This window comes from Thermococcus atlanticus (genome assembly GCF_054657855.1).
Window position 1 is genome coordinate 863421 of sequence record NZ_BAAHXX010000001.1, and the last position, 21033, is coordinate 884453.

Annotated in this window: 25 protein-coding genes; 6 read left to right on the forward strand and 19 right to left on the reverse strand. The window is 51.8% G+C overall.

Translation table 11 applies throughout. From position 1 onward, the window contains the following. Positions 1 to 78 precede the first annotated feature (78 nt). The 3 genes from ACYQ27_RS04565 to ACYQ27_RS04575 are packed head-to-tail and all read right to left on the reverse strand — an operon-like array spanning position 79 to position 1439. Positions 79 to 531, reverse strand: coding sequence for a NifB/NifX family molybdenum-iron cluster-binding protein (locus tag ACYQ27_RS04565; protein ID WP_456452294.1), 453 nt, complete (start codon positions 529 to 531; stop codon positions 79 to 81). Between the two features lie 54 nt (positions 532 to 585). Next, complete coding sequence (locus tag ACYQ27_RS04570) at positions 586 to 789, reverse strand: hypothetical protein (protein ID WP_456452292.1); 204 nt, start codon at positions 787 to 789, stop codon at positions 586 to 588. Positions 790 to 833: 44 nt separating this feature from the next. Then, on the reverse strand, positions 834 to 1439 hold the full coding sequence (locus ACYQ27_RS04575; RefSeq protein WP_456452305.1) for a NifB/NifX family molybdenum-iron cluster-binding protein: 606 nt from the start codon (positions 1437 to 1439) through the stop codon (positions 834 to 836). 292 nt (positions 1440 to 1731) lie between these two features. Here ACYQ27_RS04575 and ACYQ27_RS04580 point away from each other — a divergent pair, with 292 nt between their 5' ends. Further along, on the forward strand, positions 1732 to 2370 hold the full coding sequence (locus tag ACYQ27_RS04580; protein ID WP_456452290.1) for a DUF257 family protein: 639 nt from the start codon (positions 1732 to 1734) through the stop codon (positions 2368 to 2370). A gap of 31 nt (positions 2371 to 2401) precedes the next feature. Here the strand turns inward: ACYQ27_RS04580 and ACYQ27_RS04585 are convergent, their stop codons facing one another. Next, on the reverse strand, positions 2402 to 2791 hold the full coding sequence (locus ACYQ27_RS04585; RefSeq protein ID WP_456452304.1) for a NifB/NifX family molybdenum-iron cluster-binding protein: 390 nt from the start codon (positions 2789 to 2791) through the stop codon (positions 2402 to 2404). Between the two features lie 73 nt (positions 2792 to 2864). On the opposite strand from ACYQ27_RS04585, the gene ACYQ27_RS04590 reads away from it, so the two are divergent. The 3 genes from ACYQ27_RS04590 to pfdA all read left to right on the forward strand — a co-directional run bounded on the left by ACYQ27_RS04590 (position 2865) and on the right by pfdA (position 5151). Further along, positions 2865 to 3734, forward strand: coding sequence for a nucleotide-binding protein (locus ACYQ27_RS04590; RefSeq protein ID WP_460041089.1), 870 nt, complete (start codon positions 2865 to 2867; stop codon positions 3732 to 3734). Further along, positions 3734 to 4621: a nucleotide-binding protein gene (locus tag ACYQ27_RS04595; RefSeq protein WP_460041090.1), complete on the forward strand. Its 888-nt coding sequence runs from the start codon at positions 3734 to 3736 to the stop codon at positions 4619 to 4621. Before ACYQ27_RS04590 ends, ACYQ27_RS04595 begins: the two co-directional genes overlap by 1 nt. 77 nt (positions 4622 to 4698) lie before the next feature. Beyond that, a complete protein-coding gene (pfdA, locus tag ACYQ27_RS04600; protein ID WP_460041091.1) occupies positions 4699 to 5151 on the forward strand; it encodes a prefoldin subunit alpha in 453 nt (150 codons plus the stop codon). Between the two features lie 17 nt (positions 5152 to 5168). Here pfdA and ACYQ27_RS04605 read toward each other — a convergent pair whose 3' ends face one another. Then, the gene (locus ACYQ27_RS04605; RefSeq protein ID WP_460041092.1) at positions 5169 to 6155 is read right to left on the reverse strand and encodes an SDR family oxidoreductase; all 987 of its coding nucleotides are present in this window, start codon (positions 6153 to 6155) and stop codon (positions 5169 to 5171) included. Between the two features lie 285 nt (positions 6156 to 6440). Between ACYQ27_RS04605 and ACYQ27_RS04610 the strand changes: the two genes are divergently transcribed. Continuing rightward, positions 6441 to 7460: an adenylosuccinate synthetase gene (locus ACYQ27_RS04610; RefSeq protein ID WP_456452515.1), complete on the forward strand. Its 1020-nt coding sequence runs from the start codon at positions 6441 to 6443 to the stop codon at positions 7458 to 7460. Between the two features lie 45 nt (positions 7461 to 7505). Further along, complete coding sequence (locus ACYQ27_RS04615) at positions 7506 to 9929, forward strand: hypothetical protein (RefSeq protein WP_460041093.1); 2424 nt, start codon at positions 7506 to 7508, stop codon at positions 9927 to 9929. On the opposite strand, the gene ACYQ27_RS04620 is transcribed toward ACYQ27_RS04615, so the two are convergent. The 14 genes from ACYQ27_RS04620 to ACYQ27_RS04685 all read right to left on the reverse strand — a co-directional run bounded on the left by ACYQ27_RS04620 (position 9924) and on the right by ACYQ27_RS04685 (position 20801). Further along, positions 9924 to 10730 carry a DUF2268 domain-containing putative Zn-dependent protease gene (locus tag ACYQ27_RS04620; protein ID WP_460041094.1) on the reverse strand — a complete coding sequence of 269 codons (807 nt, stop codon included), beginning with the start codon at positions 10728 to 10730 and terminating at the stop codon, positions 9924 to 9926. The two genes, ACYQ27_RS04615 and ACYQ27_RS04620, sit on opposite strands and share 6 nt — an antisense overlap. Continuing rightward, entirely contained in the window at positions 10718 to 11665 is a 948-nt protein-coding gene (locus ACYQ27_RS04625; RefSeq protein WP_456452519.1) for a hypothetical protein, read from the reverse strand. The genes ACYQ27_RS04620 and ACYQ27_RS04625 overlap by 13 nt, the downstream gene beginning before the upstream one ends. Next, positions 11640 to 12410 (reverse strand): alpha/beta hydrolase, encoded by a 771-nt coding sequence (locus tag ACYQ27_RS04630; RefSeq protein ID WP_456452521.1) that lies wholly within the window; start codon positions 12408 to 12410, stop codon positions 11640 to 11642. The genes ACYQ27_RS04625 and ACYQ27_RS04630 overlap by 26 nt, the downstream gene beginning before the upstream one ends. 1 nt (position 12411) lies before the next feature. Next, positions 12412 to 12819: a type II toxin-antitoxin system VapC family toxin gene (locus ACYQ27_RS04635; RefSeq protein ID WP_460041095.1), complete on the reverse strand. Its 408-nt coding sequence runs from the start codon at positions 12817 to 12819 to the stop codon at positions 12412 to 12414. Then, positions 12816 to 13091, reverse strand: a complete 276-nt coding sequence (locus ACYQ27_RS04640) for an AbrB/MazE/SpoVT family DNA-binding domain-containing protein (RefSeq protein WP_342765080.1) — start codon at positions 13089 to 13091, stop codon at positions 12816 to 12818. Before ACYQ27_RS04640 ends, ACYQ27_RS04635 begins: the two co-directional genes overlap by 4 nt. A 62-nt stretch (positions 13092 to 13153) precedes the next feature. After that, on the reverse strand, positions 13154 to 13810 hold the full coding sequence (locus tag ACYQ27_RS04645) for a hypothetical protein (protein ID WP_456396775.1): 657 nt from the start codon (positions 13808 to 13810) through the stop codon (positions 13154 to 13156). Positions 13811 to 13812: 2 nt separating this feature from the next. After that, entirely contained in the window at positions 13813 to 14106 is a 294-nt protein-coding gene (locus ACYQ27_RS04650) for an iron-sulfur cluster assembly protein (RefSeq protein WP_456452525.1), read from the reverse strand. Beyond that, entirely contained in the window at positions 14096 to 15088 is a 993-nt protein-coding gene (locus tag ACYQ27_RS04655) for an ArsA family ATPase (RefSeq protein WP_460041096.1), read from the reverse strand. The genes ACYQ27_RS04650 and ACYQ27_RS04655 overlap by 11 nt, the downstream gene beginning before the upstream one ends. A 9-nt stretch (positions 15089 to 15097) precedes the next feature. Then, positions 15098 to 15379 carry a DUF7990 family protein gene (locus tag ACYQ27_RS04660; RefSeq protein ID WP_456452529.1) on the reverse strand — a complete coding sequence of 94 codons (282 nt, stop codon included), beginning with the start codon at positions 15377 to 15379 and terminating at the stop codon, positions 15098 to 15100. A 16-nt stretch (positions 15380 to 15395) separates the two neighbouring features. Next, the gene (locus ACYQ27_RS04665; RefSeq protein ID WP_456452531.1) at positions 15396 to 15680 is read right to left on the reverse strand and encodes a DUF7990 family protein; all 285 of its coding nucleotides are present in this window, start codon (positions 15678 to 15680) and stop codon (positions 15396 to 15398) included. Positions 15681 to 15719: 39 nt separating this feature from the next. Then, entirely contained in the window at positions 15720 to 17417 is a 1698-nt protein-coding gene (locus ACYQ27_RS04670; RefSeq protein WP_456452533.1) for a carbon starvation CstA family protein, read from the reverse strand. A gap of 135 nt (positions 17418 to 17552) precedes the next feature. Beyond that, complete coding sequence (locus ACYQ27_RS04675) at positions 17553 to 19319, reverse strand: pyruvate/oxaloacetate carboxyltransferase (RefSeq protein WP_460041097.1); 1767 nt, start codon at positions 19317 to 19319, stop codon at positions 17553 to 17555. A 93-nt stretch (positions 19320 to 19412) separates the two neighbouring features. Further along, positions 19413 to 20258: a class I fructose-bisphosphate aldolase gene (gene fba, locus ACYQ27_RS04680; RefSeq protein ID WP_460041797.1), complete on the reverse strand. Its 846-nt coding sequence runs from the start codon at positions 20256 to 20258 to the stop codon at positions 19413 to 19415. A gap of 273 nt (positions 20259 to 20531) precedes the next feature. Next, on the reverse strand, positions 20532 to 20801 hold the full coding sequence (locus ACYQ27_RS04685) for a hypothetical protein (protein ID WP_460041098.1): 270 nt from the start codon (positions 20799 to 20801) through the stop codon (positions 20532 to 20534). Positions 20802 to 21033: the final 232 nt, after the last annotated feature.

Consider the following 21033-nt stretch of genomic DNA (forward strand, 5'->3'; position numbering starts at 1 on the left):
TTTTATGGGCTCCTATGGAATCCCATAATTAACTTTTGCAGGGATGTGCTCACAAAAATGTTAGAAGATGGCTCAAGGTCACCAGCCGCCTCTGCGGCCTCTTCCCATTCCTCCTCCACGCCCCATACCGCGTCCCGTTCCTTGTCCCATACCTCTTCCTCTCCCCATTCCGCCGCCCTCTGGGCCGAAGACTGCTCCGCTTAGCTCGCCCCTCAGAAAGGCCTCGATCGCTTCCCTCACGGTCATCGTGGCCGGAGCGGAGACCATCCTTACGCCCGCTGCCTGAAGAACTCCCGATGAGTTGGGGCCGAACTGCCCTGCTATTACCGCATCAGCTCCCTGGTCAATGCAGAACTGGGCTGCCGTAACCCCTGCCCCCCTGGGCTGGGAGTAACCGGGGTTCTGAACTACTTGGACGTTAACTATTTCGCCGTTCTCGACATCAACTATCGTAAAGGTCGGGGTTCTTCCGAAGGCCGGGTTCACCCTGTCGTCAATACCGCCTGTTGTGGTTGAGACTATGACCCTCATTTTTTCACCTCCACTGGAATTAGGAAAGCCGAACTTAAAAAAGTTTGCATAAGCTCAAAATGCCCTTCCCCACGGCCCAGGTCTTAGAAGCTCCCTCAGAAGCAGGAGCACCACAAGTCCAATGGCGTAGGGCAGTGCCACGAGGAAGAGCTTGATAAGGAAGTACAGGATTCCAATTAGGAGGAGCAGGTCTAAAATTCCGTAGACCCTGTAGAAGGGATAGAAACCCCCGCCGTATCCCCTCATACCGCGTGGCATTCTCTTTCCTCCCTATCATTCAAAAATAGAAATGGAGTGAGAGCTCACCACCATCCGAAGAATCTGGCGAGCCATGTTCTTCTGCTCGGCTGTCCTGTCCAGGGACAGTAGCCCAAGCGGGCACCCCAGCCTCTGCCTCCTCTGCCCCATCCACGGCCCCAACCGCGTCCTCTTCCCCAGCCGCCACCGCGACCCCAGCCCCTGCCAAAGCCATAGCCGTAGACAGGATAGGCTGGCGTCACCGGATACGGGCCGTAGGCAGGAGCCGGCGCTGTCGATGTCGCCGGGGCAGGTGGCATCGGCACCGTGAACTGGCCAACGCTTCCGCTGGTCACGGCCTTTACGGCTTCCTCAACCGGAGTTCCGGGGGCAACTTGATAGAGCCTTATCCCCGCCGCCTGTATTGCTCCGAGAGCGTTGGGACCGACCTGCGGTGCTATTATTGCCTCGACGCCCTCGTTTATGAGGGTCTGGACTGCCATCGGTCCTGCTCCACCTGGAGCGTTGGCGGCCGTGTTCTGGATGACCTTGCTGTTGGTGATGTTGCCATTTTCATCAACGTCCGCTATAAAGAACGCTGTCGCCCTTCCAAAGACAGGTGCAACCGTATCGTTCATTCCTCCTCCATTTGTTGGGATTGCAATCCTCATACCTATCACCTCCATTATTTTGTGCATATGCACAATATTTAAAGTTTTCGGTTGCCCTAATAGCCTGTTCATGGTATTAGGAACTATTGGGTTTTTATATTCTCATGAAACATGAAAAGCGAGGTATTGATAGGTCTTTTCATAAAAATTTGCAAGTAGAGATATACTTTTTGACATTATTGTTCAATTTAAATTCAAATTATAGAACATTCATTCACTGATTCAACGGATTCATGATTTAACCGTAAAATATAAATAACAAACAAGGGTAATACGATTTCAGGGGATCCACATGGAGGAACTTATTTGTAAGATATGGGATAGCCTTAAATTGGGGGAGACAGTGTTGGTTGAGCATGACTCTGCCACCAGCCCGGTGCTGGGGTTTTACCATCTGCTGAAATGGGCCAGAGAAAGGAATTACCCTGTGCTGGTTGATGATGTTCTGGATACCCTGTATCTGTATGTCACCCATATGAAGCTCGCGGGGTTTGATACAAACATCCTGAATGGTGTGAGGGTTATTAAAGAGGGAGGGACGCTGAATGTCGGTCGGGTTGTGGCGCGTATTGGGATAAATGAAGCTTCGGTCCGGAGAAGCAATTATGAGCGTGTTTTTGGTAGCCTCCTCAGAGATAGGCCTGTGGTCAATCCAGTGCTGGGTGCTGAGAAACTATTCATGCTGACGGAATCTGCAAGGGAAATGTTAACCACACTCAACGTAATCCTTTCATATACCGGAGATGAGAGACGAATCGCATTTTTCTTCATTAATCTGGATCTGATAAATAAAACCGGCACATGCATTCTCTGTCTCCTCGAAGAACTCGCAACAACGGTTATACGGGTAGTGCGCGAAGGGAAATGTTTCAGGTTTTCTGTTGTTAAATCGGTGAACAGAGAAATCGAAGGAATGGAGGTAAGAATTTGAACTTTCTCATCCTTCTCTTAGGTTTTTGATTCTACAGATTCTTTTTGGTTTTAGTTTTTACCTGCTCCCACAGCCAGTCAAAGTTTTCTATAACACGCTGAATGGCGAGCTTCAGATCCCTTGTGCGCGTGAAGAACGCTACTTTGTCGCTCTTATCCCTTATACGGAGGAAGTTGGGCCCCATCCTGAATGCTGCCAGAACGTCAATGTCGATGAGCTGGTTTATTATAGCTTTGAACTTCCTCGGGTCGCCGTGGCTTTCTTCTTCAAAGTCCCTCGCTTTGTTATGCCTCTTTTCGAGGAGCCTAACGCTCCCGTCCTCGCAGACCTCGTAGATGGCGAAGAACTCCGAGTCACCGTAGTGGGCATCTATGAGCGTCTCATCGTCCTCCATCCCAAAGGCAACCTTCAGGCACCTCATGAGCATCACCGTTTTGAGCATATGCACAAACTTTAAAAGCCTTTAGGTGAGCCTAATTCCTGGAGGTGAGAGCTTGCAGATAGCGGTGAGCGGTGGAAAGGGAGGAACGGGAAAGTCAACGGTCGCAGTCAACCTCGCGATAGCCCTGGCTGAAAAATACGAGCTCGTCCTGGCCGATCTCGATGTTGAAGCCCCTAACGACCACCTTCTTCTCGGAGTTGAGCTGGCCAGCGAAGAGCCGGTTGAACTGTTCATGCCGCGCTTCGACTATGGGAAGTGCACGAGATGCAGGAAGTGTGCCGAGGTCTGTGAGGAGCACGCGATAATAACGATGCGCGACGGGACGCCATTCCTGATGCCGAACCTCTGTTCCGGCTGTGGGGCGTGTGATATAGTCTGCCCTGTGCCGGGGGCCATTCTGCCGGGTAAAAGGCTGATGGGCCACACCTACCTCACAGAGACGCCCTACGGCTTTCCGCTCGTCACCGGAAGACTACTGGAAGGCGAGGAGAGGGCGATGCCGATAGTTTCAAGGGCCAAGAGGCGCGCCCGGGAGCTTGGGAAAGAGCTCCTGATGGTTGATACCGCTGCCGGGACGAGCAACACTGTCTCGAAAGCCATCGAGGATTCGGAGCTCATCATAGCCGTCACCGAGCCGACCCCCCTCGGACTCCACGACGGTGAGCTGATTCTTAAACTGGCGGAGCTTATGGGAATTCCAGCGGTGGTCGTCGTAAACCGCTCCGACCTTGGGGACGTGGGCAGGGTGCATGAGATAGCAGAGAGGTACGGTGCCGAGGTAATAGCTGAGATTCCCTACAGCGAGAACATCATAAGAAGCTACGTTGATGGAAAGCCCATAGTCCTGACGAACTATCCAGAGGCGGAAATCTTCCGGGAGATATCAGAGAGGGTAGTTGAGCTTCTCGGGGGTGGTGAGTAATGCAGATAGCGATAGCGAGCGGCAAGGGAGGCGTTGGGAAGAGCACCGTCACAGCTTCACTCCTCTACCTGCTGAAGGACGAGTACCGGTTCGTTGCCGTTGATGCCGATGCAGACGCGCCGAACCTCGACCTGCTCCTCGGCGTGGAGCGCTGGGAGGAGGAGAGGGAGCTGATAGGTGCAAAGGTGGCAAGGATAAATGCGGAGAGCTGCATAAGGTGCGGTATCTGCCAGGAGCGCTGCCCCTACGACTGCATCAAGGTTATTGACGGAGACTACGTTGTCAGCGAGCTGACCTGTGAGGGCTGCAACGTCTGCGGCTTGATATGCCCCGTTCCGGGGACGATAACGCTGAAGGAAGTCCGCTCCGGCGTGGTGAGGAAAACAATGACGCGCTACGGCTTTCCTCTTATCTCTGCCCAGCTCGACGTTGGAAGGCCTAACAGCGGAAAACTCGTCACAGAGGAGAAGGAGTGGGCGAAGAAGCTCATGGGCGAACTCGGTCTTGAGCACATGATAGTGGACAGTGCTGCTGGAATAGGCTGCCAGGTCATAGCGAGCATAGGCGGGGCGGATTTGACGATACTCGTAGCTGAGCCAACACCAGCTTCCCTCAGCGACGTGCAAAGGGCCTATAAGGTCGTCCAGCACTTCAGGCAGCCGGCCTACCTTATCATCAACAAGGCCAACTTCAACCCGGGCTTCACAAAGCTTAGGGAGTGGGCCGAGAGCGAGGGAATCCCGGTACTCGGCGAGATACCCTACGACAGGGCGATTCCAAGGAGCATGAGCCTGTTAAGGCCATTTGTCGAGGTCTTTCCCGACTCGAAGGCGGCCGAAGCGATGAGGGGGATAGCGGAGAGGGTCAGGGAGGAGATACTCGGATGATGCCTCCCCTTTCCGTTTCCATCCTCCCGAATGCCAAACCTTAAAAGGTTCCCGTCCAACTCCTTCTGGTGATGTGAATGGCGGCGAATCAGGAGAAGCTGGAGAAGCTCGCTTATGAGTATCAGCTGTTGCAGGCCCAGGCCCAGCTCCTGGCCCAGAACCTTGAGCTGCTCACGATGGGGAGGAACGAGTTCCAGGCTGTTAAGGAGACGCTTGAAGAGCTCAAAAAGATAGGCGATGAAAAGCCCGAGATTCTGGTTCCGATAGGGGCGGGTTCTTTCCTCAGAGGCGTTATCGTGGATAAGGAGAACGCCATAGTGAGCATAGGGGCGGGCTACGCTGTGGAAAAGAGCCTCGATGAAGCGGTTGAATACTTTGAGGCAAGGATAAAGGAGTACGATGAGGCAATAGCAAAGACCCAGAGCTCTCTCAAACAGCTTGAAGGAAAGCTTCAGGAACTCGCTGTTGAGGCCCAGAAAATCCAGCAGCAGGAGGCAATGAGTTTCAGGGTTAAAAAAGAGCGGGGTTAGAAGGAAACCTGCTTCATTTATGATTTTTCTCCCGGTCTTTCCTGGAGCTTTCTGTACCATTCCACGGTTCTCTTCAGTCCCTCCTCTATGCTCCACTCCGGTTCAAAGCCGAGCTTTCTTATCTCGCTTATATCCGCCTGGCTGTGCTTTATATCGCCGGGCCGCGGCTTGTCAAAGATTATCGATGTGTTTGCACCTGTTATCTCGATGACCTTCATGGCCAGCTCAAGAATCGTCGTTCTCTCTCCCCGGGCAACATTGAACACCCTTCCGCCGGCCCTCCTGCTTTCCGCCGCGAGGATGTTTGCCCTAACAACGTCCTTCACGTATATGAAGTCCCTCGTCTGCTTTCCGTCCCCGAAGATTATCAGGGGCTCGTTCCTCAGCGCCCTGTTTATGAAGATGCTGATCACACCGGCATACTGGTTTGCCCCCTGTCTCGGCCCGAAGACGTTGAAGTAGCGGAGTGCGACGGTGGGAATGCCGTAAAGCTCATGGAAAACCCTGAGATAGTGCTCCGATGAGACCTTGGTAACCCCGTAGGGGGAGGTGGGCTTCGGCTTTTCGCTCTCTTTCAGCGGCAGGTTGGGGTTGTCCCCATAGACCGCAGCTGATGAGGCAAAAATCAGCTTTCCGCTCCCTTCCATCAGGGCTTTAAGAATGTTGAGCGTGCCCAGAACGTTGACCTCCTCCGTGAAAAGCGGCTTCTCTATGCTCTCAACAACGCTGACAACTGCAGCCTCATGGAAAACATAGTCCGCTGAACTTACCACCTCCGCGATTGCCCCGTAGTCCCTTATATCCGCCCGTATGAACCTAGCTCCGGGAGGGCTGTTTTCCCTTTTGCCCGTGTAGAGGTTGTCGATTACGACGACATCGTTTTCCCTGCTCAGCTCCCAGGCTATGTGGGAGCCTATGAAGCCAGCACCTCCTGTAACGACTATGAGCTTGTTCCTTATCACCCCTATCCCCCATGGGTGTTGTCTCCGGCATTTATAAATCATGTCCTGATTCCCATCATGTTCTGGTTTATGCATTTTGTTTGCTTGAATGTCTCCATATGAGCACTTTCAAGGGTAAATCCCCTCAAGACCACCCTTCAATATTTGATGGGAACCAGAGTAAATCATGCTCATGCCTGCTTTCAATCCCCGGTAGCCTGAACGAATACCCGGGAGGTTTCATCATAATTTTTAACCTTTTGCAGCCGCACCGATTAATTTTTGACGGATTTTTGTAAATTCGAAACTGTTTTAAACCCCTTATTGACTTAACTATGGGTAAGAGCCATGCCAAGCGTTATTGTTGTCGGCGGTCAGTGGGGAGATGAGGGTAAGGGGTCTGTTATCGCATACATGGCCCTGCACGACAGACCTGAGGTCATAGCAAGGGGCGGCGTCGGAACAAACGCAGGACACAGCGTTTTTATCAACGGGAAAAAATACGCCGTCAGACAGCTGCCAACGGGATTTATGCAGAGAAACGCCCGGCTTCTCGTGGGTGCGGGAGTTTTGGTGGACCCTGAGGTGTTTTTCAGCGAGCTTGAGCATCTCAGGGAGTTCAACGTCAGGGAAAGGGCTGGCATAGATTACAGGTGTGCGATAATCGAGGAGAAGCACAAAGAGCTCGACAGAACGAACGGCTATCTTCATGGAAAGATAGGAACCACCGGAAGCGGCTGCGGCCCGGCGAATGCGGACAGGGCCATGAGAACAGCGAGACAGGCAAAGGACATCAGGGAGCTTGAGCCATATCTCACGGACGTTGCTCAGGAGGTGAATGATGCCCTTGACGAGGGGAAGCTCGTTCTCGTGGAAGGAACGCAGGGCTTTGGTTTGAGCCTCTACTACGGGAGCTATCCCTACGTAACCTCAAAGGACACCTCAGCTTCAGCCATGGCGAGCGACGTTGGAATCGGGCCAACGAGGGTTGATGACGTTGTGGTTGTCTTCAAGAGCTTTCCGACGAGGGTTGGTGCCGGGCCCTTCCCGACCGAGATGAGCCTGGAGGAAGCGGAAAGGCTCGGTGTCGTTGAGTACGGCACGGTGACGGGCAGGAGGAGAAGGGTTGGGTGGTTTGACTATGAATTCGCCCGGTATTCTGCCAGGGTCAACGGAGCCACAATGCTCGCAATAACCATGCTCGACAAATACGACAGAGAAGCCTTTGGCGTAACGGACTACGACAAACTGCCGAAGAGGGCAAGGGAATTCATTGAGGAGATCGAGGAGAGGGTTGGTGTTCCGGTGGGCCTGATAAAGACGGGCCCGGAGCTGGAGCACATCATAGACCTGCGGGAGAACATTTAACGCTACCTTTATTTACTTCTTTTGTGTATCTCTTTCGGTGATACAATGAGGAAAGCTGCCGTGATAGTGCTGATTCTTCTGCTCTCCCTCGTGCCCTATGCAGGTGCCCAGCAGAAGCAGAAGTTTGAAATCTCCAGTGTGGGCTTCCGGCTGATTGAATGGACTGTCGACGGGAAGAACATCATCAGCGCCGGGGAGAGAGGGGCCCTCGGGAGGAGCTACCCCCTGTGGGACTGGCTCCTGAGCGAGCCCTGGCCCGGTTCCTTAGCAACGGTGAAATACGAGCTTCGGAAGAAGGGGAGCAGGGTCGTCGGAAGTGCAGAAGCCGGTCAGATTTCGGTTGAGAAGACCTTTGAAGTCCTTGATAAAAACAGGGCAGAGCTCAGCGTGAAGCTAACGAACACAGGGGATGAGACGTTCAGGAGTGAAGTCAGCTGGGACGGCTTTTCCCTCGGCTATGCCCTGGCATGGGCGGGCTACCTCGGAAACCCCGGAGGGGAGCAGCAGATATGGATCGATGCCGGCGGCTCCATCCACATCGAGTCAAAAAACTGGGTGAGAATTGGGGCAAAATTGAAAGCTTTTGGTCTCGTTGATTTTGGCGAAGGTCTGATTGCGCTTGTATTTCCAAAAGAGGAGACCACGGCGCTGTGGCTTGAAAGTTCGGGATGGGGAATGGAGACAAGGGCTGAATTCCCCCCTCTGGTTCTGAAGCCCGGGGAGAGCAGGACATACAGATTCAGCATTTTCACCGGAAAAATTGACGACCTTAGAAATGCTTTTCCGGAAATTTACAATGATCTGAAGCCGTATATCTCAAAGGAGAACTACAAAATAACCTTTGAGACCCCGGATTTTCCTGTTGAGGGTGAGAAGATTGAGGCCACGGTAAGGCTCACCCCCAGGGAACCCTCCGGAGGCTACGGGATACTGAAGGCCGGACTGAGCTGCGGGGAAAGCAGGGAGGTTAAAGTCCCCCTTGACCGCCCATCCTCCCTGACCCTAACCGGAACCGCCCGGGAGAGCTGCAGGATTTCGGCGGAGCTTGAGGTCAACGGAACCCCAATTTCCTCAGCGGAGCGGAGCATTCCCGTTTTTAAAAAAGGCGGGAAGCCCCTTTATGTTGTCTTCATCTGGCACAACCACCAGAGCCCCGGCGTCTGGCCCAACGGAACGCTCCACGGTCCATGGGGCCTTATCCACGCATATAAAAATGAGCTTGAGCCATATTATAAGGGAGGGGCATACTATTTCCATGCCTGGATTCTCCAGAAGTACCCGCAGATAAAGATGACGTACCACCTCTCCCCATCTCTGCTCTGGCAGTGGAACCTGAGCTACTCCCGGTGGTGCCAGAGCTATCCCCGATATCAGTGCTTCAACTCGACAAGCCCTGAGGCCAAAATGGTGCGCGAAACGATGGGACTGTACAGGAGGCTTTACGGGAGGGAGCAGATCGAAATCCTCACCAGCTACTTCGCCCACCCGATAAGCGGCTACATAGCGGAGAAGTACGGCTGGTTCGACCTGCTGAACTATGAGCTGTCACTCGGAAAGAGAACAACCGAGGTGGTAATGGGGGTAAATGCCACGGGCATGTGGCTCCCGGAGATGGCCTTCAGCATGAAGCTCGTCCCCCTGCTGGAGAACCACAGCATAACGCATTTTGCCCTCGATGACCGCTGCCATCTGAACACCATCTACCCCTACTCTCCCTACCACCTGTACAGGATTCAGAACTCCTCCCTGCTGGTTCTTTTCAGGGATCACACCATAAGCGACGACTTTGCATTCAACAACAACTTCCGGAGCGAGGAGGAGGCAAGGGAGAAAGCAAAGAGGATTGTGGAGGAAATTCTGGCGGTGAGGAACAGAGACCCGGATGCCGAGGTCGTTACGATAGCGGCTGACGGTGAAAACTGGATAATATTCTCAAACAATCCCGGGCTGACGGCGAGATACTTCGAGTTCCTGCTTCAGTATCTGAGCGAGGCTCAGAAAAGGGGACTGATAAAAACAGCCACCTTTGAAGAGGTAACAAAGGCGTTGAAGCCCTACAAAGAGGTTAAACCACTGGCAACGTCATGGCTGTGCTCGTGGGACAAGTGGACGACCGAGAAGAGATCGAAGCAGCAGCCCATGTGGAAAAAGGACGAGGAGGTCTACTCTCTGATTCAGGAGTACAGGAAGAAATGCGGCGATGATGCGGTTTACAGAAAGGCCCTCTACGGTCTCTCCCAGGCTCTGGACAGCGACTTCTACTGGGCGGAGTTCATCTATGACAGGCACGTCTATGCATGGCTTAACTGGACAGAGGGCCTGATAAAGGCAAACATCGGAAAGTGCAGCACCACCGGGATAACGGGAGAGGTGTCATCCTCCACATCGGCGGAAAAGAAAGGGATATGTGGGACTGGAACTCTGGCGCTCTTCGCCCTGATTCCGCTGCTCCTGAGGAGGAGGTCATGACTCAAGGAACCTCAGGATTTCCTCCTTAATCCTTTCTTTTTCCAGCTTTGCGATTTCCTTAAGCGGGAGCCTTTCCTCAAGACTTAAAACGAACCTGTAGCCGAGATAATAGCCGAGGAACTGCTTCCCGAAGAGCCGATACCATGAGCCAAAGAATGGATTCAAGGCTTCTCCCTTTTTAACCCTCCTCAAGAACTCTTCTTTAAGGAGCTTCTCATGTTCTTCGCACCACTCGAACCAGCCTTCACTCTCGACCTCCCAAGGTCTACCTGCTACTATATCCTCAATCCTCTGGGCGAATCCTTCTGTGTAGAGCCATATCATCCCCTCATCTTCGAGCTTTTCTATGTCTTCTCCTCGTAAAAGCCAGTGGACTAAGTGTCCAAACTCATGGGCAATCAGCCCCTTAAGCCTGTCGTACCATTTAAGCTCTGCAATAGCTTCAAGGCCGAAAAGAATTGAGGGCTTTCCCATGAATTCGGTTACCCATCCGGCTCCGTTCTCAAGGCCAACGTAGATTACAATGTTGTAGTCCTTGACGTCAAAGAGCATCTTAATTTTCCTCTCTACCTCTGGAAGAACTTTCAGCAGATTTTCATGCGCAAGCTTAAGCTCGTCGGCGTTCCTTTTATCAAGAAGCTTCAGATATTCCCTCCAGTCCATTTTGTACCGCTCATAATCCCACTTAATCTTCTCAAAGAGCTCCGGGTGCCGCTGGATGTATTCCATCCATGAAGCGGTGCTCCCGTCCCAGCGTTCGATGAAGTCGGGGAATGTATTGATCAGCATCAAATCCCCCATTCGTTTTCCTCCATAAGGACTTTAAAGCTTTCTCTGCGTGAATATCTCTTTTTGGGATGGCCTTCAACTGTGAACCTTATCAGAAACTCCCCATGGCCGAGCACAACTCCCCTCCTTTCGAGTTTTCTGGCTATCCCGCTCAAACTCAGCGCCCCGTATGGGGCGTAGATTACGGTCTTTTCATCGGGGAGCATGCTGTACCGGAACTCCCTTATGGTGCCTCCTGCAACCTCAATCTCCATTCCTCCTCCCTCCGGAATCCCCAGCAGAACCCTCACCTTTTCCATTTTTTCGGGGGTTGAGTATATCCTCCCCCTGAGCGTCCTTCCCCTCCCCTCCAGATCCAGATGGACGGAGCCCTCGGATGTTGGTATGCTGAGGGATTTCCTGCAGATGACTGTGCCCTCACTTGTCATAAAGAGCAGCATAACCCCCTCGTAGGGCCTGCTCAGTATCTTCACGGCGGGGAAGCTTGCGAAGCCTTCTCCCCCAGGGGTTATCAACAGCCTGAACTCTCCGTTCATGAAGGGGATGCTTCTGCCTTTCCCTTTACCCTCCGCTCTGAATTCCTTTGCAGGGCGTTCCCCCAGAATAAGCCTGCCGTACTCAAACTCAAGCTCTTCTGGGAATGTAATCGTGCCATTTTCTATCTCGGAGGAGGATGCCAGCATCGCCGCCGCTTTCTCCCTTGCCCTGAGCCTTCTGAGCGAAAACAGCAGAAGAGCCCCAATCACCGAAGCAAATATCAGATACATTATGATGCCCATCAGGGCTGCTCCCGAGGCATTCCCCGCCATCCGGAGCAGGGTAGAAACGGTGACCGCAACAAAGAACAGCAGGAAAAATATAGCCAATCTGCTGATGAATTTTGTTTCCAAAGGTTCTACAACCAGTTTCCTCACGTTCCTCTCATCCCCTCCCTGTGGTCCACTCAACTATCACCCTGTGGAACTCCTCTCCCCACTCAGGGTCTTCAAAAATCTCATGATATGCTCCCTCGAATTCCTTCAGGGTCTTATCCTCAACCCTCAGCTTTTCAAAGAGCCTTCTTGCCCCCTCAGGAGGGGTTATGAGGTCGCCTGTACCCACCAGAATCAGCACAGGGACCGCTATCCTCCCCGCCTCACTGTGGGCCCTTTCCATGTTCTCAAAAATGCTCCTTCCAAGAGCCGCTGAAATTCTGTCGTGGACGAGGGGATCATTTATATACCCCTCCACGGCCGCAGGGTTCCTTGACAACAGTTCCGGCTTCAATCCGTTGGACATGGTTATTCCCGGCGCAATTTTTCCGAGGAACTTTGCGAGGGTCACCATAAATGCCGGCGTTTCAGGGCTTTTGGCGAGTGCTGGTGAAGAAGCGATTACGCCCAGTATTTTATCCGGTCTTGTCTCAGCGTATCTGATAACGGCCAAACCACCGAGGCTGTGGCCGAAGAGGAAGGGCTTCTCTCCGATCTCCTCGATTATGCTGTCGATTATTCTGAGAGTCTCCTCAATGCTCGCGTGGCCCCTCTTTCCGCCGCTCCTCCCGTGGCCCGGCCAGTCGAAGGTGTAGACCGCAAAGCCCGCATCATTCAGCATTGAGATGAGCTTCCCATATCTGCCGCTGTGCTCTCCTAAGCCGTGAACCAGAACCACCCAGCCGAGCTTTGGCTCGCCAAACTTGGCTTTGTAGAGCATCTCAACCACCAATCCAGAGCCTTTTCAGTGGAAGAACGTCGAAGTTTTCATCCTCGCTAACTATGGCCTGGAGGCCGTTGTTCTCTATGACTGCAACGTGAAGAGCATCGGAAGGACGGAGGCCGTATCGGAGGATTATCTCCTTGGCAGTTAAGTAGTCCTGGAACGTCAACGGAAGAACCCGGATCGCAGGCAGAATGATGTCATCTATAAACTCTATTGTGTCCCTGTGGGCTATCCCATACTTACGCCTTGATACGTGAATCAGTTCATCAAGAACCAGCACATCCGTGTAAAGTTCATGGTTTTGTGTTAAGTGGAGGTAGAATCCATCGAGTCTCTCAGCGACTTTATCTGGAATTCTTGAGTTCAGATAAACGAAGAGGTTTGTATCAATGAAGAGCTTCATTCCTCAATCCCCCAGACTTCGTCGAACTCGTCTTCGAGGCTTATCCCTTTCAGCTCGCCGAGTTTGGCGGGCTTTGTCCCTTTCCTCTTTTTGTGGTACTCCTTAAGCTTTCTGAGAAGCTCTTCTTTACTCGGGGGTTTTTTTATTACAAGACCCTCTTCTGTTGGTTCAACTATGACCTCCCCACCCTCCTTTATACCGTAGGCTTCACGGAAGACCTTGGGGATGACTATCTGTCCCTTGGGGCCGACTTTGAGACGGATACTAACCAACGGTATCACCAAGTATGCCTCTGGGTTTAACAAAATAAAACTTTCGGAGAAGAAGCCAATGATTAAGACGAAAACGGACTCTCCCTGAGCTTTTCATTGACAAAGCGCACGATTTTCGATATGTCCCCCTCTATCGTATCGGGCTCCGGCTTCATGAGGACATAGAAGACGTTGGTATCGGGTGTTAGCGAGACGTGCTTGACGTTGTGAGGCTTTGACAGGCTCTCAACGAGGTACCTGAGCCTTTCGATGTCCCTCCTCTTTTCATACAGGGCTTCGTATTTCTTTCCATTTATCTCGATAATCTCCCTCTGCAGGAGCTCCTCGTTTTCAATCCTCGGCTTTATCCTGTAGTAGCCCTTCTGAATCAGGTGTGCCTCCCTCTTTATCTGGTTGAAGGGCCTCACGACTATGTAAAGCTTGTCGTGCCTGCTGGTGAGCAGGGATACCGGGAAGTAGAGGATGCTCTGCCTCGGGAGAAGTGTGAGCGTGTATTCAAACTTTCTGATGTTGTCCCTGCTGACCTTGTAGTATGCACGGAAGCCTATGTAGCCTCCGAGCCAGACATACTCCTTATCCTCCGGCTTTACCACGTCCTCAATCGAGCGCAGGTAGTGCTGCATGAGCTGGAGGTTCAGCTTTCTCCCCTTATAAAACTGGATGGAGGAAACCGCAGCTAAGACCATTATTGCGAGTATCAATCCTGCCGTTATCTCCATTATCAAACCTCCTCAAACGGATAATACCGCTGCAATGTCATGTCATCGACTATCTCAAAGTATCCGAGTTTACCCTCTAAAACCTTTGCCATCTCCCTGATAATATTTGCCTGAACCGGCCAGTTCACTGCCATGGCAAAGGGCTGCGGTGGGATGTTCCGTGCAAAGGCGACGTAGATGATGGCTCTCTCCTCCTCAACGACGACCTTTGTAACGAGGCCCTCGCTCACTATGTCCATATCTGTGAAGGGATTCCTGACGTTTCTGAGCAGGTTCAGTATCTCTTCAGCCCTCAAGCACGCTGCCTCCGAGCTTTTCAAGCCATTCCAGTCCCCTTGGCTCTTCGGCAAACATCGGTATCCTGATTATGTCTATACCTCTGAACCTCTTCTCTATCCCGGAGAGGACTTTTTTCTGGGCGTCGAGCTTTACCCTGAGCTCGGGGATGTCCTTCTCCAGTGTTATGACCTTGTTCACGACAACGAGGTTGAATGGAATCCCGAACTTTTTCAGGCTCTCGTATGCCCTCTCTGTCTCATAGAGGGGAAGCATCTCCGGATTCATAACGGCCACAACGCTCGTCCTGTCGGGGTCTGTGATAACCCTCTCAACGAACTCCACCTCCGAGCGGTATGCCTTGAGCTCCTTCATGACGGCATCTTCTTCCTCCTCCTTTGCGAGTGTTATCTCTTCCCCACCGACCACGAATTTCTGCTCTCCCTGTATTCTCGCTATGGCCCTCCTCCTTTCAAGGATTTTACGCCGTATCTCAATTAGCCTGTCGGCCCATATGAGTGAAATCCTTGGAAGTGCCAGAACGCGGAGTGTTAAACCTGTCGGGGGCGTGTCGAAGACTATGACATCCCACTCGTTTCCGCTGACGAGTATCTCCCTCACAGCCTCAAGCGTCGCATATTCCTCAATACCCGGCGAATAACTCAGCACCTCAAAGTACTTCTCGAGATTTATGACCGTCAGGTAGCGGTACATGTTCTTGAGGTTCTTTTCGAGGTGCTTGAGATAGCCCTTTATGAGCTTCTCCATGTCAAGCTCGCTGGCGTAGAGGTTTTCTGCCAGCTTTTTGGGTTTATCAGTAAGCTTTACCATGAAAACATCACCGAGGTTGTGTGCCGGGTCTAGTGAGACAATGAGCGTCCTGTACCCCTTTTTTGAGAGGGCTACGGCTAAAGCAGCGCTGGTTGTGGTCTTCCCGACGCCCCCTTTCCCGATGACGAACACCGTCCTGAAACCTGACTTTGGAAGCAGATACCCCCTCATGTTCTCACCTCAGTCTATATCAAACATTCCTGCAACTTCAGCAAAGACATCATCAAGGTCAACGGCTCTCTGCTGCATTACATGCATCTCCCTCACCATATGCGGCATCAGCCTCATCACAAGCGTCGTCGGGGGGGAGGGGATACCTATAAACGCCCCCATGAGAATCAGCGTGAAGACATTCTCCAGCTCTCTGAGCTCAAACTCTATGTACTCCGTTGACTGCTGTCTGAATGCTCCGGCAAAACCCGTGAAGAATGCCCTGACATCATCTATAATCTTTCTGCCCATTGTTTAACCTCCCAATCTAAACTCCTATCCAGCCAGTTTTCATCCCGGGTCTTTCGAGGCTCTTCTCCTGCATTACATATATCTCCCTGAGCATGTGGGGGAGCAGGCGGTAGATGAGCTCCACCGGCGGGTGTGGAAGGCCGATATAGCTCCCGAAGAGCACCAGAGCGAAGACATTTTCCAGCTCCTCCCCTTCCCACTGGAGTCCCCTCACATAGTTCAGCCTGAAGCCTCTGTGGAATTCGATCAGAAATCTGAAAGGCAGTGACACCATCCTGAGAAGCTTCTCTATATCCAACATGACGCCCTCCTTAAAACAATAAATGAAAAATAAAAGAGCTCATGCAGCCGCGTACTCCTCTGCTGGCTTTTTCCATGCTGCATACCAGTCAAAGACCAGCAGCAGGTTGAGGAGCAGGCCGACAATTGTGATGAGGCTAACCCAGAAGCCCGGTCTGATGACGACGAGGAACCACACCAGTGCTGCCGTAACGGTAATCCAGAGGAAAAGTGCGGGAATCACAACAGCCCACTTCCAGGCTCCTGCAGGCCTCTGTACCTTGGCAACCCAGAGTGAAGCTGTCATTAGAGCAATGCTCGCAAGCATCTGGTTCATGCCGCTGAATGCAGGCCATATTATGAGCCAGTTTCCTCCCCATGCCATGTAAATTCCAAAGACCACAAGGATTATCGAAGCGATCCACTTGTTCTTAAGAACATCAGGCCCGCTAATCATTTCTATGATTTCCTGCCAGGCGAATCTACCAAGCCTTGTGGCAGTATCGAGAGTCGTCAGTGCAAATGCTGCAACCCACAGGCTTGCAAAGAGCGCAGCCCCCTCTGTTGAGAAGCCAAATGCATTATGAACACCAAGAGCATAACTTTTTGCGAAAATTCCGACCTTTATTCCATGTTTAACAACCTGAATTGCATACTGGGTTCCCCAGCTAGCGACATTAACCGGGATTTTAAGGCTCTGGAAGACTTGAAGACCATAAACTGATATCGATGCAATGACGATAGTTGATAGGAATCCCTCGGTAAACATTCCTCCATATCCTACCATGAGGCCATGAAGCTCATTGTCAAGCTGTTTACTACTTGTCCCGGATCCAACTATTGAATGGAAGCCACTGAGAGATCCACAGGCAATTACCAGTGGTATTGTAGGCCAGAAGGGAGAAGGTTTCCCTCCAACAACATTAGCTGACCAGCTGGTATATGCTGGAGCAGTGAACGTTCCACCTTTAAAGCCCACCACTATGAAAGCCAGACCACCAAGGATAAGGCCGAACCAGAGGATGTATGCATTGAGGTAATCCCTCGGCTGCAGAAGAATCCAGACTGGCAGGGATGAGGCAATGATAACGTATATTCCAAGGGCGATGAGCCATGTGTGCTTGCTTGCATGCAACGGGAACTTGAAGCCTAGGTATATTGCAGCTATTAAAAGTAAAATGCCAATGATGGTTCCAAGCTTGAATTCAATCTGCCATCTGTAGAGAAGCAGACCAAGAATTACTGCTACAAGCATAAAGAGCCATGATGCAGTTGCGGCTCCGGGGGTATTGACGAATATTCCACTTATGACTGCACCAAAAGCTGCCACCACGAGAACAAGTGCAAACCATACGTAGAGCTCGAAGGCCATACTCGTTCTCCTGCTCATGAGCTTTCCTGCAATCCACTGAACTGACTTACCGTCGTAGCGGACTGAGGACATCAGTGCAAGGTAGTCGTGGACGGCACCGATAAATACGTTTCCAAACCAGACCCACAGGAGTCCTGGCAGCCATCCCCAGGCCATTGCGACAGCAGGACCGACGATCGGCCCGGCGCCAGCAATGGAAGCGAAGTGGTGGCCGTATAGAACCATCGGGTGTGCAGGGACGTAGTCAACGCCATCATATAGTTTGTGCGCTGGGGTTGGTCTGTTAGGATCAGCCCTGACAACCTTGTTCTGAAGGCTCTTTCCATAGGTAAAATACATACCCACATATATTGCAGCTGCTATCAAAATAACTACAGCGGAGTTCACGGATTGCACCTCCATGCAATTTTCAAGATAAATACTAAATAAACCTTTAAATGTCTTTTGGTATCCATACCTAAGCTTCTTTTGATTTTAGGGGTGAATTGTGAAATGTAAAATAAAAATAGGGAAATTTAGGGATCATGCTATCTCCATTAGTGGTTGTCCTGTGTCTACGGTGTCGCCTTCTTTTATGAGGATTTTTTTGATTGTGCCGTTTTTTGGTGAGGGTATTTCGTTTTCCATTTTCATGGCTTCGAGGGTTAATAATGCTTGGCCTGTTTTTACTTCTTCTCCCTCTTTCACGAGTATTTTCAGTATTTTCCCGGGCATTGGGGAAGTCACAACACCCTCCCCCGCTGCCGCCGGAGCAGCAGCGGGTGCAGAAGGAACAGGAACAGAGGCAGGCGCTGCGGGTCTGGAAGATGATGAAGCTCCCGTCTGTGCCGTCCGGGGCAGGTATCTGAGGGCGCTTATGTCAACCCCCTCGATGCCAACCTCATACTCAATTCCGTTGATGTTGATCTTGAACAGCTGTCCCTTCGGCTTTTCACTTACAGGCTTCAGCTTTCCTGCTTTTCTGAGCCTGAAGAACTCCAGGGCCACTTCCGGGAACAGGCAGTAGGTCAGGACGTCCTCCTCCTTCTCAAGATATCCAAGCTCTTCCAGCTTCTTCCTGCATTCTTCGAGCATGGGCTTGAGGAGCTCTCCCGGACGGCAGGTTATCGGCTCTTCGTCCCCGAGAATGAGCTTTCGTATCTCCTCCTTTATCGGGGCGGGTGGCCTGCCGTAGAGCCCCTTCACGTAGTTCTTCGTTTCCTCGTTTATCATTTTGTATCTCCCGAAGAGGACGTTCAAGACCGCCTGTGTCCCGACTATCTGGCTCGTCGGTGTCACGAGGGGTGGCCATCCAAGCTCCTCTCTGACCTTCGGGATTTCCTCAAGAACCTCGTCGAGCCTGTCGAGCGCCTTCATCTCCCTGAGCTGGGATATAAGGTTTGAGTACATTCCTCCCGGCACCTGATATTTCAGGACGTAGGGGTTCACCATCAGGGCTCTTTTGTTCAGGAGACCCCAGTACTTCTCCTCCAGAAGGCTTTTCAGATAGCGTGAGACCTCGTGGATCAGGTTCCTGTCCAGATGGGAGCCAACAGCCTCGGGGAGGGCGTGCCATATCGTCTGTATTCCCGGCTGTGCGGTTCCGAAGGCGAGGGGGCTTATGGCGGTGTCTATGAAGTCCGCCCCCGCCTCCACAGCTTTGAGGTAAATCGCGACCGCCATCCCTGTTGTGGAGTGTGTGTGCACGTTTATGGGAACCCCGTAGGTTTCCTTTATCTCGCTCACCAGCTCGTAGGCCTTCCAGGGCGTTAGCAGTGCCGCCATGTCCTTGATGGTTATGACGTCGACGTCAAGGCTTAAGAGCTCCTCGACCTTCTTCATGTAGTATTCGAGCGTGAATACTTTGCCCGTTGTGTAGGATATGGCTCCCTGAACCTCAGCCCCGACGTCCTTGGCGGTTTTTATTGCGAGCTTCATGTTCCTCACGTCGTTGAGGGCGTCAAAAATGCGAAAGACGTCTATGCCATTTTTATGCGCCAGCTCTATGAACTTCCTGACGACATCGTCGGGATAGTGTTTGTAGCCAACAACGTTCTGGGCCCTGAGGAGCATCTGAAGCTTTGTTTTCCTTATGTGCTCCCTCAGGAGCCTGAGCCTCTCCCATGGGTCTTCCCGGAGATACCTGAGGGCCACATCGAAGGTTGCCCCTCCCCAGACTTCCATGGCGTAAAATCCGATCCTGTCCATCTTCTCTGCAACCTTCAGCATGTCCTCTGTACGCAGGCGGGTCGCTATCAGAGACTGGTGGGCATCCCTGAACGTGGTATCTATCACTCTGACCATTTCCATCACCAACCTTTATGGGAGAAGGTTCGGAGAACAGCATATATATTTTATCCTGTCATGATTTACATCTTGGAGTATGAAAACAATAAAAGGGGGTTAAATCAGCCCCTCCGCTTCTGCAGCCTCTTCGGGCTCCTCGTTGCGGTGAATGACCCTTATGAGGGCCTTTATAAGCGGCTCGGGATTCTCGCGCTGGAAGATGTTCCTGCCGACGACAGCTCCGGCACCGCCGGCCTCAACGACGTCGTAGACGACCCGGAGGAAGTCGACGGGGTTCTCGGCCTTTGCCCCTCCGCTGAGGAGAACCGGAACACCTGCCGCTGCCTCGACGACCTTGGTGAAGGTCTCCCTTGAGCCGGTCCAGTAGGTCTTTATCATGTCCGCACCGCTCTCCGCAGCGGCCCTCGCGCCGTACATGACGACGCGGTAGTCCTCCTTTTTGCCGTACTTCTCGTTTATGTACGGCCCTCTGGGATAGGCGAACTGAACCACAGGGAAGCCGAGGTCGTGGGCGTAGCTCGCTATATCCGCGAACTGGCGCATCATCGCATCCTCTGCCGGGCTGCCCCAGTAAACCGTTGCGGCTATGGCATCCGCCCCGAGCTTTATCGCGTCCTCCACGAACGCCAGCTGGCTCTGGATGAACTGGTCATCCTTTGGCCTGAGGTTCGTCTTGCTCGTCAGCTTGATCATGAGCCCGCGGTCGGGTTTCACCTCGTCCCCTGCCATTCTCACGATGCCCGGGAGCATCATGACGCCGTCAATGCCCGCACGCATTACCTTCCTGATGATTATCCTCGGGTTTATGTGCTCCCAGTGCTCCTCGAAGTCGGTCGGCCCGTGCTCAAAGCCGTGGTCCATCGCGAATATCAGTGCTCTTCCATCCCTGCGGAAGAACCTCCTGAGCCTCCTCCTAATCCCAACACTCTGGTATGCATCCATACTAATCACCGGGAGTGATATCATGCTGGAGGATTTAAGGTTTTCTTTTTTTACAGATATATAACAACTCACTTGGCGATACAGTTATCGTACTTAACTGAGGGCTCTCCCTGCATTTTAAAATATATTTGTCCCTGTGGGCTTTCTCAGAGCAATATCCCACCAGTTTGTCGTTTATTGTGATTCTCATTACTAAAATCTTTTTTACATCTCGGTGTCAGGTATCAATTGAATTTTTCTTGTTCCCAGTAACATCTCCCCGCTGTTGTGTTGCTATTCTTGCATCACTTGTTGATTTGTTGTTTTCAAAAGTTTTAATGCACCGAGGATATGAATTGTGCCAAAGGCCAAAATTACCAATGTTTGGAGAGGTGATTCTTTAAATGTTAGTAGCATCCCACTCCAGAACAAAAGGAGGTGAGTCATTATACTGCCTTTCCACTTACCTGTAAGCTGTACAATCAGATAAAATGCAACACTCACTAGGACAAGTTTGGATGAAAATGTTAGGTATATTAATGCTCCAAGGGTCAATCCATCCACCAGATGAAGAGGTCTTAATGCCTTGGCGAGTATTAGGAATCCAAAGATTATAAGTCAGCCCAGTATGCTACTTTTTGTTCCTGCCATTATTGCACTCCAGAATAAGAGAACATGCGGCAAGCCCAAGTAAAGATTCAGCAGATACTCAAGCCGCTTCTGCTCAAGGGTGCTAAATGTAGCAAAGTATACTAACATAAAAACAAGCAACAACACAGGAATAAAAACTAAAAGA

What these genes read in the sequence shown, in the direction of transcription:
- ACYQ27_RS04565 (WP_456452294.1), bottom strand. Translation starts at nt 531, where the DNA reads ATGAGGGTCATAGTCTCAACCACAACAGGCGGTATTGACGACAGGGTG.
- ACYQ27_RS04570 (WP_456452292.1), bottom strand. Translation starts at nt 789, where the DNA reads ATGCCACGCGGTATGAGGGGATACGGCGGGGGTTTCTATCCCTTCTAC.
- ACYQ27_RS04575 (WP_456452305.1), bottom strand. Translation starts at nt 1,439, where the DNA reads ATGAGGATTGCAATCCCAACAAATGGAGGAGGAATGAACGATACGGTT.
- ACYQ27_RS04580 (WP_456452290.1), top strand. Translation starts at nt 1,732, where the DNA reads ATGGAGGAACTTATTTGTAAGATATGGGATAGCCTTAAATTGGGGGAG.
- ACYQ27_RS04585 (WP_456452304.1), bottom strand. Translation starts at nt 2,791, where the DNA reads ATGAGGTGCCTGAAGGTTGCCTTTGGGATGGAGGACGATGAGACGCTC.
- ACYQ27_RS04595 (WP_460041090.1), top strand. Translation starts at nt 3,734, where the DNA reads ATGCAGATAGCGATAGCGAGCGGCAAGGGAGGCGTTGGGAAGAGCACC.
- pfdA (WP_460041091.1), top strand. Translation starts at nt 4,699, where the DNA reads ATGGCGGCGAATCAGGAGAAGCTGGAGAAGCTCGCTTATGAGTATCAG.
- ACYQ27_RS04605 (WP_460041092.1), bottom strand. Translation starts at nt 6,155, where the DNA reads ATGATTTATAAATGCCGGAGACAACACCCATGGGGGATAGGGGTGATA.
- ACYQ27_RS04610 (WP_456452515.1), top strand. Translation starts at nt 6,441, where the DNA reads ATGCCAAGCGTTATTGTTGTCGGCGGTCAGTGGGGAGATGAGGGTAAG.
- ACYQ27_RS04615 (WP_460041093.1), top strand. Translation starts at nt 7,506, where the DNA reads ATGAGGAAAGCTGCCGTGATAGTGCTGATTCTTCTGCTCTCCCTCGTG.
- ACYQ27_RS04620 (WP_460041094.1), bottom strand. Translation starts at nt 10,730, where the DNA reads ATGGGGGATTTGATGCTGATCAATACATTCCCCGACTTCATCGAACGC.
- ACYQ27_RS04630 (WP_456452521.1), bottom strand. Translation starts at nt 12,410, where the DNA reads ATGCTCTACAAAGCCAAGTTTGGCGAGCCAAAGCTCGGCTGGGTGGTT.
- ACYQ27_RS04635 (WP_460041095.1), bottom strand. Translation starts at nt 12,819, where the DNA reads ATGAAGCTCTTCATTGATACAAACCTCTTCGTTTATCTGAACTCAAGA.
- ACYQ27_RS04645 (WP_456396775.1), bottom strand. Translation starts at nt 13,810, where the DNA reads ATGGAGATAACGGCAGGATTGATACTCGCAATAATGGTCTTAGCTGCG.
- ACYQ27_RS04655 (WP_460041096.1), bottom strand. Translation starts at nt 15,088, where the DNA reads ATGAGGGGGTATCTGCTTCCAAAGTCAGGTTTCAGGACGGTGTTCGTC.
- ACYQ27_RS04660 (WP_456452529.1), bottom strand. Translation starts at nt 15,379, where the DNA reads ATGGGCAGAAAGATTATAGATGATGTCAGGGCATTCTTCACGGGTTTT.
- ACYQ27_RS04665 (WP_456452531.1), bottom strand. Translation starts at nt 15,680, where the DNA reads ATGTTGGATATAGAGAAGCTTCTCAGGATGGTGTCACTGCCTTTCAGA.
- ACYQ27_RS04675 (WP_460041097.1), bottom strand. Translation starts at nt 19,319, where the DNA reads ATGGAAATGGTCAGAGTGATAGATACCACGTTCAGGGATGCCCACCAG.
- fba (WP_460041797.1), bottom strand. Translation starts at nt 20,258, where the DNA reads ATGGATGCATACCAGAGTGTTGGGATTAGGAGGAGGCTCAGGAGGTTC.